Source organism: Levilactobacillus tangyuanensis, from assembly GCF_003946545.1.
Classification (GTDB): domain Bacteria; phylum Bacillota; class Bacilli; order Lactobacillales; family Lactobacillaceae; genus Levilactobacillus; species Levilactobacillus tangyuanensis.
The window spans coordinates 1-14,366 of the sequence record NZ_RHOA01000021.1; the positions used below are offsets into that span (position 1 = coordinate 1).

Annotated in this window: 14 protein-coding genes and 1 pseudogene; 7 read left to right on the top strand and 8 right to left on the bottom strand. The window is 51.4% G+C overall.

Annotation, left to right across the window (positions count from 1 at the left end; all coding sequences use genetic code 11):
- The first annotated feature begins 309 nt into the window (after positions 1-309).
- The gene (locus EKM96_RS10030; RefSeq protein ID WP_125643238.1) at positions 310-855 is read left to right on the top strand and encodes a hypothetical protein; all 546 of its coding nucleotides are present in this window, start codon (positions 310-312) and stop codon (positions 853-855) included.
- A gap of 111 nt (positions 856-966) precedes the next feature.
- Here the strand turns inward: EKM96_RS10030 and EKM96_RS10035 are convergent, their stop codons facing one another.
- Positions 967-2,691 carry a phosphatase PAP2 family protein gene (locus tag EKM96_RS10035; RefSeq protein WP_125643241.1) on the bottom strand — a complete coding sequence of 575 codons (1,725 nt, stop codon included), beginning with the start codon at positions 2,689-2,691 and terminating at the stop codon, positions 967-969.
- Between the two features lie 369 nt (positions 2,692-3,060).
- On the opposite strand from EKM96_RS10035, the gene EKM96_RS10040 reads away from it, so the two are divergent.
- On the top strand, positions 3,061-3,711 hold the full coding sequence (locus EKM96_RS10040) for an MIP/aquaporin family protein (RefSeq protein WP_125643244.1): 651 nt from the start codon (positions 3,061-3,063) through the stop codon (positions 3,709-3,711).
- A gap of 60 nt (positions 3,712-3,771) precedes the next feature.
- Here EKM96_RS10040 and EKM96_RS10045 read toward each other — a convergent pair whose 3' ends face one another.
- The 5 genes from EKM96_RS10045 to EKM96_RS10065 form a co-directional block, all read right to left on the bottom strand.
- Entirely contained in the window at positions 3,772-4,116 is a 345-nt protein-coding gene (locus EKM96_RS10045; RefSeq protein WP_125643248.1) for an iron chaperone, read from the bottom strand.
- Positions 4,117-4,128: 12 nt separating this feature from the next.
- On the bottom strand, positions 4,129-5,040 hold the full coding sequence (locus EKM96_RS10050; protein ID WP_125643251.1) for a DNA adenine methylase: 912 nt from the start codon (positions 5,038-5,040) through the stop codon (positions 4,129-4,131).
- 30 nt (positions 5,041-5,070) lie between these two features.
- A complete protein-coding gene (locus EKM96_RS10055; protein ID WP_125643254.1) occupies positions 5,071-5,694 on the bottom strand; it encodes a hypothetical protein in 624 nt (207 codons plus the stop codon).
- A 244-nt stretch (positions 5,695-5,938) separates the two neighbouring features.
- Positions 5,939-7,372, bottom strand: coding sequence for an APC family permease (locus tag EKM96_RS10060; RefSeq protein WP_225417761.1), 1,434 nt, complete (start codon positions 7,370-7,372; stop codon positions 5,939-5,941).
- Positions 7,373-7,732: 360 nt separating this feature from the next.
- Entirely contained in the window at positions 7,733-8,380 is a 648-nt protein-coding gene (locus EKM96_RS10065) for a FusB/FusC family EF-G-binding protein (protein WP_125643260.1), read from the bottom strand.
- A 273-nt stretch (positions 8,381-8,653) separates the two neighbouring features.
- Between EKM96_RS10065 and EKM96_RS10070 the strand changes: the two genes are divergently transcribed.
- Together EKM96_RS10070 and EKM96_RS10075 are read left to right on the top strand one after the other, a co-directional pair.
- Complete coding sequence (locus EKM96_RS10070) at positions 8,654-10,054, top strand: subtype B tannase (RefSeq protein WP_125643263.1); 1,401 nt, start codon at positions 8,654-8,656, stop codon at positions 10,052-10,054.
- Positions 10,055-10,202: 148 nt separating this feature from the next.
- The gene (locus EKM96_RS10075; RefSeq protein ID WP_125643266.1) at positions 10,203-10,568 is read left to right on the top strand and encodes a hypothetical protein; all 366 of its coding nucleotides are present in this window, start codon (positions 10,203-10,205) and stop codon (positions 10,566-10,568) included.
- 344 nt (positions 10,569-10,912) lie between these two features.
- Here the strand turns inward: EKM96_RS10075 and EKM96_RS10080 are convergent, their stop codons facing one another.
- Both EKM96_RS10080 and EKM96_RS10085 read right to left on the bottom strand, forming a co-directional pair.
- The gene (locus tag EKM96_RS10080) at positions 10,913-11,323 is read right to left on the bottom strand and encodes a peptide deformylase (protein ID WP_125643268.1); all 411 of its coding nucleotides are present in this window, start codon (positions 11,321-11,323) and stop codon (positions 10,913-10,915) included.
- Positions 11,316-11,864: a DUF1697 domain-containing protein gene (locus EKM96_RS10085; protein WP_164511025.1), complete on the bottom strand. Its 549-nt coding sequence runs from the start codon at positions 11,862-11,864 to the stop codon at positions 11,316-11,318. The genes EKM96_RS10080 and EKM96_RS10085 overlap by 8 nt, the downstream gene beginning before the upstream one ends.
- 315 nt (positions 11,865-12,179) lie before the next feature.
- Between EKM96_RS10085 and EKM96_RS10090 the strand changes: the two genes are divergently transcribed.
- The 3 genes and pseudogenes from EKM96_RS10090 to EKM96_RS10100 all read left to right on the top strand — a co-directional run.
- Positions 12,180-12,716 (top strand): hypothetical protein, encoded by a 537-nt coding sequence (locus EKM96_RS10090; RefSeq protein ID WP_125643274.1) that lies wholly within the window; start codon positions 12,180-12,182, stop codon positions 12,714-12,716.
- Positions 12,717-12,845: 129 nt separating this feature from the next.
- A complete protein-coding gene (locus tag EKM96_RS10095) occupies positions 12,846-13,799 on the top strand; it encodes an ADP-ribosyltransferase (protein WP_125643277.1) in 954 nt (317 codons plus the stop codon).
- A 162-nt stretch (positions 13,800-13,961) separates the two neighbouring features.
- Positions 13,962-14,282 (top strand): annotated as a pseudogene (locus tag EKM96_RS10100) (ATP-binding cassette domain-containing protein); the annotation flags it as partial.
- Positions 14,283-14,366: the final 84 nt, after the last annotated feature.

Genomic DNA, 14,366 nt, shown 5'->3' on the forward strand with positions numbered 1-14,366 from the left:
ACAGGATATCTGTTCTTGATGTTTTTTATTGTCCAAAAAATTTTGAGACAGTGGCTAACTTGATTCTAAAATGCGCGGTTTAGTAGGAATTAATTATATATTTATTAATTTATGATTGCAATCTTTAGTCTAAATTAATAAATAGTAAACGCTTACTAACGATATGTCAGGAATAAACGAGCTGATGGGCGCGACCAAACTGCGAAAGTTAGGGATAATGGCGGGTAAACATAAATGAATGAGTCGTGGTGAGTGACGTTGACTATGGTTATCGGCCACCACAAAGTTCGAGAAGAGGAGATAGTACATATGCTTTTAAAAAACAAAACGTTGGTAAAGATTGTGACCATGTTCGGGGTGGCCGTCAGTCTACTGGGGATTGGTTCTGTTACCGCCAGTGCTTCAAGCAAGCCATATTATGGTAGTTTTGGTTCTCGGAAGATTACTTATCATATCGATTCAACTTCCAAGCATTGGAAGGATAATTGGAATGGCGCTATCAAATCATGGAATAGTCTTCATGTTGTCAAGCTTCGCAGTGCTAAAAAGGCATCAAAGGCTAACATTCGATTGACGACGAAGAAAAGTATTAAAGATGGAGCAGAAATTAGCGGACATTTAAGTGGCCCGCAAGGAATTGGGGGGGTTCTTTCGTCAAAAGTTGTATTGAATCGTCAGGTACTGTCTGAATTTGACGAGAATGGGAAAGAACAAATAGCTTTGACCGGGGTTGGAACTGCTCTTGGTTTAAAGTTTAATCACACTGACAATACAAGTGCTATGTCCATGTTTGCTTCTAAGCCAAATGCTCAGGACAAGAAAAATTTGCAACTGGCATACAAAGGTATTAAGTAAACTTTAGTGATAAAAAAACAAGACACAAAACCAAATTTGGGTTTTGTGTCTTGTTTTTGATTTTAAAGTGGAATGCGTCACAGCCCGAATTAGCGTTGCATTGCCAATTAATTACTTAACGAGTTTAACGGCGTTCTTGGTGTAAACCACGTGCCAGCCCTTAGGCAAACCGGAGACGTGGTTGAACTTCCCATGACGAGAACGGAAGGTTAAGACTTTGCTGCCAGACTTAACTTTGCCAGCAGTCAGCTTCAGCGTCCCAGCCAACTTGGCCGTCTTCTTGATGGTCAGATGACCGTTCCGGGCAAGCTTGATTTGGCCACCCTTAGCGTTTTGGAAGTTACCCTTGACGGTTACGCGTTGGGTCGTCAGTTGTAGCACACCCTGGTTGACCTTGACGTTACCCTTACCAGCGGCATCGCTCGTGGCTAACTGCAGGGCACCACCCTTGACCAACAGACCACCGGCGTAGCTGTTGTGACCACTCAGGGTCAGGCTACCGGTCCCGGTCTTAGTCAGGCGACCACGACCGGCGATATCGTTGCGCCAGTTGTCTTGGGCGTTGAAGCTACCCTTAGATGCGTCCATATCGACGGTGACGTTGTCGTTCAGGGCGCCGTAACCATTGGCTGCTGAGAAGAGGTCGAGCCGGCCCCAGCCTTCGGCATCATCCATGTCAGGGTAACCAGAAGGCATCCCAGTGGTGAAGAGGACATCGCGGCGTTGGGTATCGGTCAGGTAAGGCAGACGCGTTGCCAGCAGGACTTCGGCGCCCTTAGGCACGCGCATGGCTTGGGTGGTATCGCCGCTTTGGTTGAAGCCGTATGTCATCCGGAAACGGTAAGCGTCCCGGTTGGTCTTGTAGTCGGCGAAGTCATCGCTAGCGGAACTGTCCTTAGCGCCCAAGAGGGCGTCGGAGTGGGCAGCCTTGATGGCTTGCTTCATGGTTTCCTGGTTGTTGGCATCGTTTAAGGTTGCGGCGGTCATGGCGGTCCCAACCATCCGGCCACCCATTACGGCTAATGGTGAGTGCCGGCCGGCCAGAATCCGGTCGTAACCAACTTCGGAGGAACGGGTGACTAATTCTTGGAACCGTTCTGGGAAGACGTAGGCCAAAGTTTCACCGGTTTCGAAGGCGGCCGTGGTATGGCCACTGGGGAAGTCGTAGTCATCGTGACCGGCGTTGGCCATGATCTTTGAAAGGGCAGGTAATGGCTTTACGTCGGTACTCTGACGGTATGGCCGTTCGTATTGGACCACGTGCTTGATCGTCCCGGTCCCGGAGAATTTGGAACGGGAGGTCGTGTTGACCAGTTGAACGACGGGCCCCAGAGCGGAAGTCGTAGAGGCCCAGTCCATCTTGATGTAAGGCCGATGAAGTGGCAGTGGTTGGTCGGGCATTGACGTGTAAGGCGTCTTGGCATCGGCATTCTTGATGAAGGCGCCGGCGTATGGCCCAAGGCCGGAGATCAAGTTGTAACGGAGATCCCGGACGTCGGTCAGGTATGAGCGTTCTTCTTCGGCATGCGTCCGTTGTTGTGTGATCTTGGCTGATTGAGAAATGTTAGAGGCTAACATGTCGGGATCCAGCTTCTGACCGTTGGCCCAGTACTTGGCGAAGCCAGACATTTCCCCAATGACCGGGTTGGTCTCGGGGGTCTTGTTCTGACCCACGTTCTGTTGGTATGTATCGATGAAGTAGCCGTAAACACCGGGATGATTTGAGAGGTCATCGGTGCTGGCCTGAGCGGAGGTGGTCACCATGGGAAGCGTGATAGCAGCAAGAGAAATCATGGCCGCAATCTTGCGAGTCCATGTTTGTTGACGAGTTTTCATGAAAATACCTGCCTTTCAAAAGTGAGGTGTCCTTTTCATTTCCGATTACATTCTCATCATAGGTCAGTTCTCAAAGGTTGTCAGTAGGATTAATGAAATCGATACAGCAACCATACAGAACCATTACATTCAAAATGTGGCAAAGCCACCAAAAGATGAGATTGAATTCATGAAAAATGTTGCCATGACGGCAATCAAGCGACCTTTTATGAAAGTGGTTGTGAACGCCTATAAGTCAAGTGTTTTGCTGGTTTTGGGTCGGACCAGGTGACTAAATTTTTAGTGAGTAACAGAATCATTTGCATTTCTATTTCTCCGACCGGTAGTTGGGACTATAATAAAAATTATAGAGAGATTGGAGGCAGTTTTATGCAAAAATATTTGGCAGAATTCATGGGGACCTTTATGTTGGTCTTCCTGGGGACGGGTGCCGTGACGGTTGCGGCCGGTAGCACCCTGACGATTGGGTTAGCGTTTGGTTTGGCCATTACGGTATCGGCCTATGCGTTTGGCGGCATCTCCGGCGGTCACTTTAACCCGGCCGTGACGACGGCGATGCTGATTAATCGGCGAATTGACGGTCGGGACGCCTTGGGCTACGTGATTGCCCAGGTTCTTGGGGCCACCGTGGCGTCGGCTTGTATCAAATTGTTTGTCGGCGGCCTAGGCCTGGCAACAAACCAACTGGGGCAAACGGACTTCCCAAAGATTTCAATGGGCTTGGCCTTCTTGGTCGAAGCCCTCGTCACCTTCCTGTTCCTGTTGGTTATCCTGAACGTGACGAGTGATCGCCATGGTAATGGGGACTTTGCCGGCCTGACCATTGGGGTGACCTTAGCCTTTCTGATCATTGTGGCCCTGAATCTCACGGGTGGGTCCTTGAACCCCGCGCGGTCATTTGGTCCCGCTATCTTCGCCGGTGGGAGTGCGTTGAAGCACCTTTGGCTCTACATCTTGGCCCCCGAAGTTGGGGCGGTTTGTGCCGCTTACGTGGGTCGCTTTATGGGTAGTGAAGATTAATTTCAGTGGAAATCAAATAGCCATCGATGGCCGTTTTTTAACGGTTGTCGATGGCTTTTTCTATTGGTTATTTTGAATCTCTTTTAAACGGAACTGGACCATGGCGTTGATCAACTTTTCCGGGAGCGGCTGGTCGTAGGCAAACTGAACGGCTCCCTTGCTGGTTGGATAGGGGGCCAGCTCCGCCTTGAATTGTACGATGGGACTGCTGGTGGGGTAAAAGCCCAGGTGATGCTTGGCGGCCCCAAAGTACGCCACCGGCTTCCCCTGATAAAAGGCTGGCATGCCATAGCTCATTCTTTCCGTGGCATCCGGTAAGGCAGCTTGTAAAAGATGATACATGGCGGTTAATTGGGCCTGATGTTCGGCCGGAGCTTGGGCGATGTAGCCGGGAATTGGTGACAACCTGGGACCTCCTTAATGGATAACGAGTAGTTCGGAAACGTTGCCGCGACCCTTGGCTCTCGCTGAGATCATCCGCGCCGCTTGAATTCGCTGAATCGTGAAGTCAGCATACAGATCGTCGAAGAAATTATCATCGGGATCGCTTTGGTGGGGATCGGAATTACTTAGGGCGAAGTGGGCCTCCTTAGCGGCTAGTTGCTGGGTAAAGCCGGCCAACTCAACTTGGGCATCGTCGTTGAAGCTAGACTTGGCATAGCTGGTAAAGCTGGCCGAATCGGACAATGGCCGATAAGGCGGGTCAAAGTAAAAGAACGTCTTGGGTCCGGCGTATTGAGCCGTCTGGCGATAGTCGCCTAAGAGGATCTCCGTATTCTGTAAGAGCCGAGAGAAGTCGGTCAGGTTCGTCGCCTCAAATAGGTTGACCTGCTTTCGCTGACCGAAGGGAACGTTGAAGGTGCCCTTCGCGTTGACGCGGTAGAGGCCGTTGAAGTCGGTCTTGTTCAGAAACATGAAGCGGACCGCCTGGTCGACGCTGGCTTCACCGGCCAAGATGCCTTGGTTAAAGGCGGAGCGAACCGCGTAGAAGTTTTCCTTTTGCGTGGCCAAATCCGGCAGGGCGTTGTAGGTTGCCTGAATGGCGGTGAGTCCCGTCATGAGGTCGTTGAGGTGATCACGGACCTGCCGGTAGAGATTGATCAGTTCGGGGTTGATATCCAGGATAACCTGATGCTTGAACCGATACTTGGTGGCCAGGTAGAGCAGCATTGAGGCGCCACCGGCAAAGGGTTCGACGTAGGTATCGATGGTTGAGAAATCAATTTGGTGGCTGGCGGCCTGTTCGATCGTTGGCGCTAGCTTTTTCTTACCGCCGGCCCATTTGATAATGGGGGTGATGACGGGAAATAATTCTGAATCTGCGGCCAAGTTAGTCGCCTCCTTTAGTGGTTACCGTGATTAAAGACCAAACCACCAGTAATCATAGTTATCGAAGAAAATTTTTATGCCATCAATCCGGAGATTATCGAAGTAGTCCTGATAGGCGACTTCGTTCTTGCGGGGTGGGTTGGTGCCGGCCGGAATGGCGTGGTCGAGGCCGTAGATCCACCATGAGGCGTTAAACAACGCCGCAAATTCAACGGTGGGTTTGGGCTCCGTCGGCAGTTGATTGAAGTTGTTTTGATAGAGGCGTCGCTTATTGACGAAGCCAAAAATCTTTTCGTCAACCGACCCAGACTTTTGTTGCCACTTCTTTTCAACGATGAAGATGGTATTGGCATCAAAGTTGAAGAAGACCTCGTCGGGTTTCCAGCGCTTGTGATTTTGATTGGTGACGTGATAGTGCTCGGATAAAATATTATAAAATTGGAGTTGCTTGGTGATGATCCCGACGAGGTGATGGTCGGCCCGGCGGTAGACATCGAAGGCCTTAGACGTTGAGAGGTCCTTCGTGCTTGCGTGTTCAATCAATTCATAGTCAGCGGACAGATCGCGTTCAATCCGGGCAGCCAAATCTGTTTTATTTTCAAAGGCGAGGCCACCACGATTGGTGTTGGCACCGCCAGTTCCACCAGATTTCATACTGATTGCCTCCTTGAAAGTCAGCCTTCGTCTTCTTATTATACGGGACGGCGGCGATTCTTCAACCAGAGTTTGGTCCACTGGCGTTAAAGAATGCGAGGGCTGCTATGACCGGTTTGGGCCGAGTAGGTTCAGCATCGAGATGCCGAGTTGTCGGCGTTCTGGCAACGTGCTCGGTCGAATAATAACTAAAAAAACGACTACCACCATTGCGCCAACCGTGTTAGTCGTTAACTTATAGGAATTACTGATTATCAGATTTTTTGTGAGGGAGTTTCGCGTATTCCTTGTCACCAAGTAGGTGATAGAGGGCTTCCTCACGGGGTTGGTGTTCCTTGCGACCCAGGAAGTAGAATAACAGGCCTAAGCCAATCCAGACGGCCAGCATGATGTATTCCGTGGGCCAAACGAGGGCGACTGGTGACTTCGGATAGAGCGTGCCGATCGCAATGGCCACGGCCAACATCCCCCCAAGGATGCTCGGCCACAGATGCTTTAGCCGAAAGCCAGCTTCTAGGGTCGGATACTCGTGACGCACGCGCCAAAGGGATAGTGCGGTTAGCGCCCAGGCCACGGCGATAAAGAAGCCCCCCAGATCGAGGAAGTAGGTCATGGCGCCCTTGCCCAACCAACCGAAGCCAATCGCAAAGATTAAAACCAAAGCGGTGGCATTAATTGGGGTACTGTGTTTTTCATTAATTTTAGCGAATCGATCTGGTAGTAAGCCCGCTCGTGCCAGAGAAAGGATCAACCGAGGGGCCGCGGTGAAGAGGCCGATGAAGCTGGTCAGCATTCCGAGAAAAGCGATCAGGAAGGCGGCCATCCCAAGAATGGGGAACCCAGCCTTACTGAAGGCGGTAATCGACCCCATCGTGAACTTAGCCGTCTTTTCCCAAGGGTAGACCCAGGCGCTTGCCAGTAACACGATAATGTAATAGCTGCCGGCAATGACGATGGACCCCACGACGGCTTTGCCAATCTTAGCGGGTGCCATGTCGGCCTCTTCGGCCAGGATGGAGACGACCTCCCAACCGGTCAGGAAGGTCATGGCCGGTAAGACAAACCGAACCACGTTAAGTAGGGCGGGCGTTCCCACCTTGAAGGCCGGCCAGAAATTGGATGGTCGCCCCTGAGTGAATCCGGTGACAACCAGTGCGGCGCCTAGGACGACGAGGCCAATGAAGAGACCGGCCTGAACGCCGGCGGTGACCTTGGTGCCCCGAATATTAAGGACGAAGATCATGATGGTAAAGAGAATCCCAATGAACAATTCTAAGAAGGAGACGTGGGCTCCGGCAATCGTGTAACCGGGTCCAGCCGATATTTGTGGGAAGATGGTGGCCAGGAGCATGCTGCTGGCGGTGACGTAAAAGGAGAGGGCGCTGAGGTAGGCGCCCAGAATGGCCCAGCCGGTGGCGAAACCGAGCCGTTTGCCAAAGGCGAGATAACTATAGACAACGGGGCCACCACTCCGGGGAAAGATTGAGGAAAGTTCCGCAAAGGAGAGGGAGGCGAGAATCGTAATAAACATGGCGAGAACGAAGCCGAAGATTTCTCCGCCGGCCCCATATTTATCGAAGAAAATTCCGTTGGTGTAAATCCAACTGCTGCCAATGACGCTGGCGGCACCCAGGACTAACAGGCGAGGAAAGGAAATATGCCTGGACAAGTTTTGCATGATTATCGCTCACTTTCTGAAGATCGCAGATTTATGTACTTGTGAAGCCCAAAGTCTACCTGATGTTAGCGCTTACATCAACGAAAGTGACTTGGTTAATTCACAAAGTTAAGAGTGGTCCAAGAGGCGCTAGGCAGTGAGCATTACCGTCGGAGCGAATAAAATCCCGGGCCTGGATTTTGTTTACTCCGGGGTTAAGCGGAGCTGACTGCCTCTCAGGAGCACGTTTCGGCCAGGTGAGATTGGCGCAGTAACCCTCAATAGAAGGTGAAATCAGGTCATCAATTCTCTAGTGGTGGAAGCCACTCTTCACGTTGTGGGGATCAAAAAAGGCCGCCCAAATTGGGCGACCAGTAAAAGTTAACGTTTAGGTTGAACAACTTCGATGAAGTCGGTGAGCGCTTGTGGGTCCGTCAGTTGACGGTTACATTGGGCGCTGTCGCGGCAGATGTAATTCCCATTGCGGGTGTACGTGCCGAGGCCAGAACGCTTGGTCGTTGAGACGAACAGGGCCACGTTGCCAATGGTTTGGCAGATGGCACAGACACCCTTGACCGTTTCCGGCGCCAGGTCGCCCTGCAGACCAATTAAGCGGTCGTGAAAGGGCGCCACCAGATATTTCTTCTGACTCCCACCATCATTCCACCCTAAATAAGTGAGGGTGTGTAAGTTCAAGCCAGACCATTCGGGTTGCTTGAGCTTCTTCACCTTACGAAACAGCTTTCCCAGTTGTTTGGTTGATAGCGTTGGGAATGGGAACACCAGTGGTTCCAGCATGGGCAGTAGTTCCGCGGCCGTTTTACGAGATAGGCGGTCGGGGATGAGGCCGGTCAAGAAGTCCTTGGCCAGCGGTTCGTCCTCGGGTAGCAATTGGCGAATGTTTTCAATCGTGGTGTCACGAATGACTTGCCGCATGTGCTTGTCGTTGACGGCTAAGTAAGAACTAACTAACTGGTTAACCTGCTGAGTGATGTAACTGTATTGGTAGGCGGTGATTGTTGGATTCATGGATAAATTTCCTTTCAGATTTAAAACCTGACACTTCTCTGAAAGGTGATTAGAAAAGTGTCGTTAACGGACAGCACTTTTCCGTACAAATAACGATGTCAGCATCGTTGATCATCTCCTTTAACCTTCGGGTCATTACCCGGAGTGCTAGTAAGTATACCGAATTTCGGTGGCGGAGGCAATGTTTCGCCATTATATATGATGAAAAAATTGCGGCGGGTCATCAATTCCACTAGAGTAGAGTTAAAGAATCTTTGAAATGGAGGGATCGCGATGCAGGCACCGTTACGTTTCGATGAATCAACTTATGACAAGGCAACAGCGTCCGTGGCAGGCGAGACGGTAACCTACCGGTCGTTTACGCAGATTGATTATGTGAGTCGGCCAGTTGACCCGATTCAACGGTTGAATGTTTTTGTTCCGGAGGCTTATTTCAATGGCGGCCAGGTGAATGGCTATACGCGGGTGTCGGCCCCGATCTTCATGCCCAACACCATTGGGGGGTATCGGCCGGGGCCCAGCGATTTTCCGGGAAATGCGGCACGTTACGGTCATGGCGAGACGATCCTAGCCGCGCTTAAGCAGGGCTACGTCGTGGTTTCCGCCGGGGCTCGCGGTTGGACCTCACGGAATGATAATCACGAGTTCATTGGCAAGGCCCCCGCGTTTATCGTGGACCTGAAGGCCGCGATTCGTTATGTGACGTACAATGCGGGTTGGTTGCCGGGCAATCCCGACCGCATTGTGGTGAATGGGACTAGTGCCGGCGGTGCGGCCGCAGCGTTGTTGGGGGCCAGTGGCGATGCGGATTTCTTCGAGACACCGTTACAAGAACTTGGCGCGGCTCCCGGAACCGACGCCGTTTTTGCGGTCTCGGCCTACTGTCCGGTGATGAACCTCGAACACGCCGATGATGCCTATGAATGGCAATTCCACGGGATCAGCGACTGGACGGAACGGTCATTTAAATTGGTGGACGATCAGCCGCAGATTACGAATCGGTCCAGCCACTTATCTGGCGAAGAACAACGCTGGTCATCCGAACGGCAACAGGCCTTTGTCGGCTACGTGAATGGTCTGAATCTACGAGATGAAAATGACCATGAATTGACTTTGAATCCGAATGGGTCTGGGAGCTTACGCGAGTCGATTGTGAATGACTTGCGGCGTTCCGCGGAAGCGGCTTGGAACGCCGGTCGCGCTATGGGAAATTATGCCGGGGTCACGGAACAGGCGGGTCACGTCATGGCAATTGACTGGTATCGTTATACGGCCGGTCTTGGCCGTCAGAAGGGGTTACCGGCCTTCGATGGGCTTGATTTAAGCCGACCAGAGAACCAATTGTTTGGTAATCGGTTAACGGCCGCACGACACTTCACGGCGTTTGGCCAGGCCCATACCACGGTGCCAGCCGAACGGGCCGATCCCGATTTGGTGGCGGCCATTAACCCGATGACGTACCTCGAGACACCGCAGAGTCAGGTGGCATCGCATTGGCGGATTCGCCACGGGGCGGCCGATGTTGACACGGCCTTCGTCATTCCGAAATTGTTGGCAACCCGGCTGGCTAACCAGAAGTATGAGGTCGACTTTGCCTATCAGTGGGCCACCACGCATCAGGGCGACTATGATTTGCCGGGACTGTTCAACTGGATTAATCAATGTTGTCGCTAATAGGACACCAGGGCTCCCTAACCAGGGGGCTTTTTTGATGGCGTGAGGTTAATTGACAGGCATAACGAGCGGTCTAATTAGTTTATTGCTGGACTATTTGGCAACCAGGATTATATTTGAGCCACTTAGAATAAAGGAAGTGGCAGCCATGCAAAAACTATATCGGTTAGTCCCTTTAATGAATGGGGTTGGCGCGCTGTTTTTCTTATTAATTTTGTCGATTGTTCCGGCCACAACGAGCTTTGGTTGGGACCTGCACTGGCAACCAGCAGATGTCTTGATTGCGGCCGTTTTGGTCGGTATTACCGTCGTGACAGCCTTTGCGCATCACCGGAAATCACAACTGATCGGCCTGACCATTAATATTGGCCTGATGGTGATGATGATTCTGATGCTATGGTGGGCTAATTTGGCGGCGTTAGTGGGGGATTATTTGTGGCTGTGGTCGTTGCTGATGAGCTTCAATGCCGCCCTGATCGCTTGGTGCTGGTATCATCTGAGCAATGGTGACTGACTTGGTTGGCGTTGGTTGGCCACCTCCGGTCGCCAGGCATTTCGTCCGCTGTGGGGACCACCTTCAGCCATAGGACGGGCTTTCGGTTCGGTTGCGAGCCCCGCCAGTCCCGCGGGTCTCGCAACACGTCCCATGCTGTAAGTTGGCGTTCGCCAACTAACACCATCGTCACAGCCGACTGCATGCCTGACGACCTCCGGTTAAGTCGGTGCAACGCATTATCGATGGCATCGATAGCTTCGAATTTTGGCCCTGGTGGCCGGCAGGGGTGGCGCCATAACTTAGTGTTGATAAATAAAACGCCTCCCCGTGGTCAATTCACGGGGAGGCGTTCTGCTTCTGATTTAAATTAGGATGCCATCACAGTGATCGATTTCATGCTGGATGATTTGGGCCACGAAACCCGTAAAGGTCTGTGTCTGCGACTGGAACTGGGCATTTTCAAAGGTGACCGTGATGGAACGGTAACGCGTGGTTGGCCGTTCACCGGTCAGCGATAGGCAACCCTCCTGGGTGTGGTAGGCATCGGCCTTGTCGGTGATGACCGGGTTAATCATGGCCACAGGCAACACGCCCATTGCCACGACGATGATTCGTCGATGGCTACCAATCATGTTGGCGGCCATGCCGACACAGATTTCGCGGTTGGCCCGCAGGGTGTCGAGGAGGTCGGTGACCGTCGCGGCGTCCATGGCCGTGGCCGGCTGAGAAGGTTGACTGAGAAAGGTTTGATCGTGAGTAATTGGTTTAATCATGAGGTGCCTCCAAGATTGTTTTAAGTTTGGTTGTGGTGTTAAAATTTCGCGCGCTCGTCTGTTGATATAGCGGGGAACCCAGAATCTTCGAGTAGAAGGAGCGACTGAAATTGATCTTCAGAGTCGAGGTCCAGAAGATGATGGTTGGCGTGATGACCACCTGATCGTAGTCGGTGGTGCGGTGGGCCATTAACCAGTCATCGTTGGCTGGATCGTAATCGTTGAGCTTGAAGAGGGCGTTGTGCCGCAAGGTGGCATCCGCTCCCCACCAGTCCGGCGCCAGGGAGAGATCTGCCAGGAAGTCGGGACGGGCCAGTAAGCGAAAGGCCAGGGTAAAGTCGTAATGAGCCTGCAGAACTTGGGCGATGGTCGTCTCGCAATCGGCTTGCGTATCGGTACTCGTCACAAATAAGTTACCACTATTAATGTATGACCGGACATTGGTGAAGCCAGCCTGGGTCAATTGGTCCCGTAAGGTTGCCATTGGCACCCGGTGTCGTCCACCAACATTGATACCGCGTAATAGGAGTAGATAATCCATCTTGTCGCCGCCCTTCGATGTTTTCCAGTATAGCATGCCAGGCGGTGACGCTCTTAAAGTTTTTAGCATGAAATGTGAGTCAGGACTCAGTGACTGATGACCGTCAGCAATGTGGTGGTGATTGATTACGGGTGATCTTAGTTTCATCGAGGCTGGATTGCAATTTTTTTTGCGAGTTTGATGATTGAACGAATTTTCACAATCAGGCGTGTACGGGTCGAATGTTTTTTTGACAACCAGGTGATCTTTGCTGCATCGGGGTGCGAGAAGAAGGGTATACTGGGGTCATCATTTAGCAACGGGGAGGTTGTTAGGATGTTTAAACGATTGGTAAGTATCATGGGTTTCTTGGCTTTAGGATTAGGGTTGGGTGGGGCGCTGACGACGGCCCCGATAACGGCATCGGCCGCGAGTAAGTCAACCATGACGGCATTTCCCAAGGTCTATCGGCACACTTGGTATCATTACAGTCAGGGGCACTATGAGACCGTGACGTTTGGCGCCAAGCGGGTCAGTGGCTTGAGTTACTTCGGCGGGGCCGCAACGAAGTATGTAGCACATTTACATGCCCACAAGCTGACTACAACGAAGCTGAAGCAACATCCGTCTTGGAGCACCGCCGTTAACACGACCACACATCACGTGACTTGGCTAAACGTCCGCGGTTGGAACCAGATTATGGGTGCCGGTGATTTCTACAAAGTCATGACAAAATCGGTGAATGGTAAGCATCACCAAGTGTTGAGTCAGGCTGGTGGGGCCGGCGTTTGGACCGACGCTCACTATTACCGTAGCAAGGCCATTGCCAAGCAACTGGGTAACCGGCACTTGTCCGGTGAACGTTACTACTAATTTAGTTGAAACACCCATGACATTTTAGGGATAAATGGTTCAGTGGCAATATGATTATGCTATACTAATCGATGAGAGAACAGCCTGACCGGACGAGTTCGGTCAGGCTGTTTCGGAGGAGGAGATTCGATGAAGGTAGGGGTAAGAATTGCGATGGCCGTTGCTGCTGGGTTGGCTCTGGGGAGCCAGATGGGGATCACGCCCGCAGCTGCCAAGAAGGCTAAAAGTAAGGTTTATGTGGTCACATCGGTTACAAATTCCAATACGACGGCGGGGACCCAAGAAGTCGTGACGCAGGCGGACACCGATGCCACCGAGTATCAAGATGCACAAACGAAAGTGACCATTCCGAAAAATACCGCTTTGACGGTGGTTAAGAAGACGACTACGGGGACGCTGGTCTTAATGCCGGGTAACGATCATCTGTTGGTGGTCGATAACCTGCAACCCTATGTCTATAGCAATAAGGTTACCCATTTGACCAAGGCTCAGTACCGCAAAATGGTTAAGCAATCCAAGGCCTGGGCGGGGACGTTGAGCAAACGGCAACGCAAGGTGATTGGCATCTACACTGGCGACGGGTCGGATAAGCTAAACAACGCGTTACGCTATCCCAAGCGCAAGGCCAGCAAGGTCACGCGCCAACGGGTTAAGGACTTAACCGCTAGCCTGAAGACCTTCAAACTGCAACACGGCATGACGGTCTATCGGGGAACCTCGAATCAGGTGGCCAAGTTGTCGCTGAAGGGGAAGAAGCTGGCACCAGGGGCCGTTTACAGTGATCCGGGATTCGCTTCAACCACCACGAGTCGTGGTGTGGCCACGGGGTTCACCTCGCAAGTGATGCTGCGGATTAACTTCCCGGCTGGTTATCACGGGGCCTACGTCGATCCAATTTCTACATATGAAGGCGAAGACGAATATCTTCTGAATCCACAAACGAAGTTGGTCGTGACGAAGGTTCAACAGGTCACGGTAAAGGCCAAGGTCGAGGTTTACAAGTCGATTAACGGTAAGTCTAAGACCAAAAAGGTCAAGGAAAATGACAGTTATAAATTAGTCACCTTAAACTTAATGAAGTAAATCATGGGTCCACCGGCGCAAGTCGGTGGGCTTTTTTACCGTCTTTTATAAAAAATTGGTGGACGGTTGTTGACAAAAAAACGAGGTGAGTATATACTCACTTTATCTGGTAAGTAAGTAATCACTCACCAATCTAAACTTGAATTTCTGGGAGGCAGTATTATGGCACAAGCAATTATTGATTTAGCACATTTAGCCAAGAAATTTGGTAATCAGACGGTCCTGAAAGATATCAATTTGACGGTTAATCAGGGTGAAATTGTTGGCTTGATCGGGCCTTCCGGTGCCGGCAAGTCCACGGTGATCAAAGTCACCTTGGGAATGGAAGTGGCCAGTGGTGGCTCCGCCAAGGTCTTCGAGACCAAGATGCCTAACCGCTTGTTATTGGGGCGAATTGGCTACATGGCTCAAACGGACGCGTTATACACGGATCTCACCGGGAAGGAAAATTTGACTTTTTTTGGCGAAATGAAAGGGATTAGTAAAAAAGCGCGCATTTTAGAATCAAGTTAGCCACTGTCTCAAAATTTTTTGGACAATAAAAAACATCAAGAACAGATATCCTGT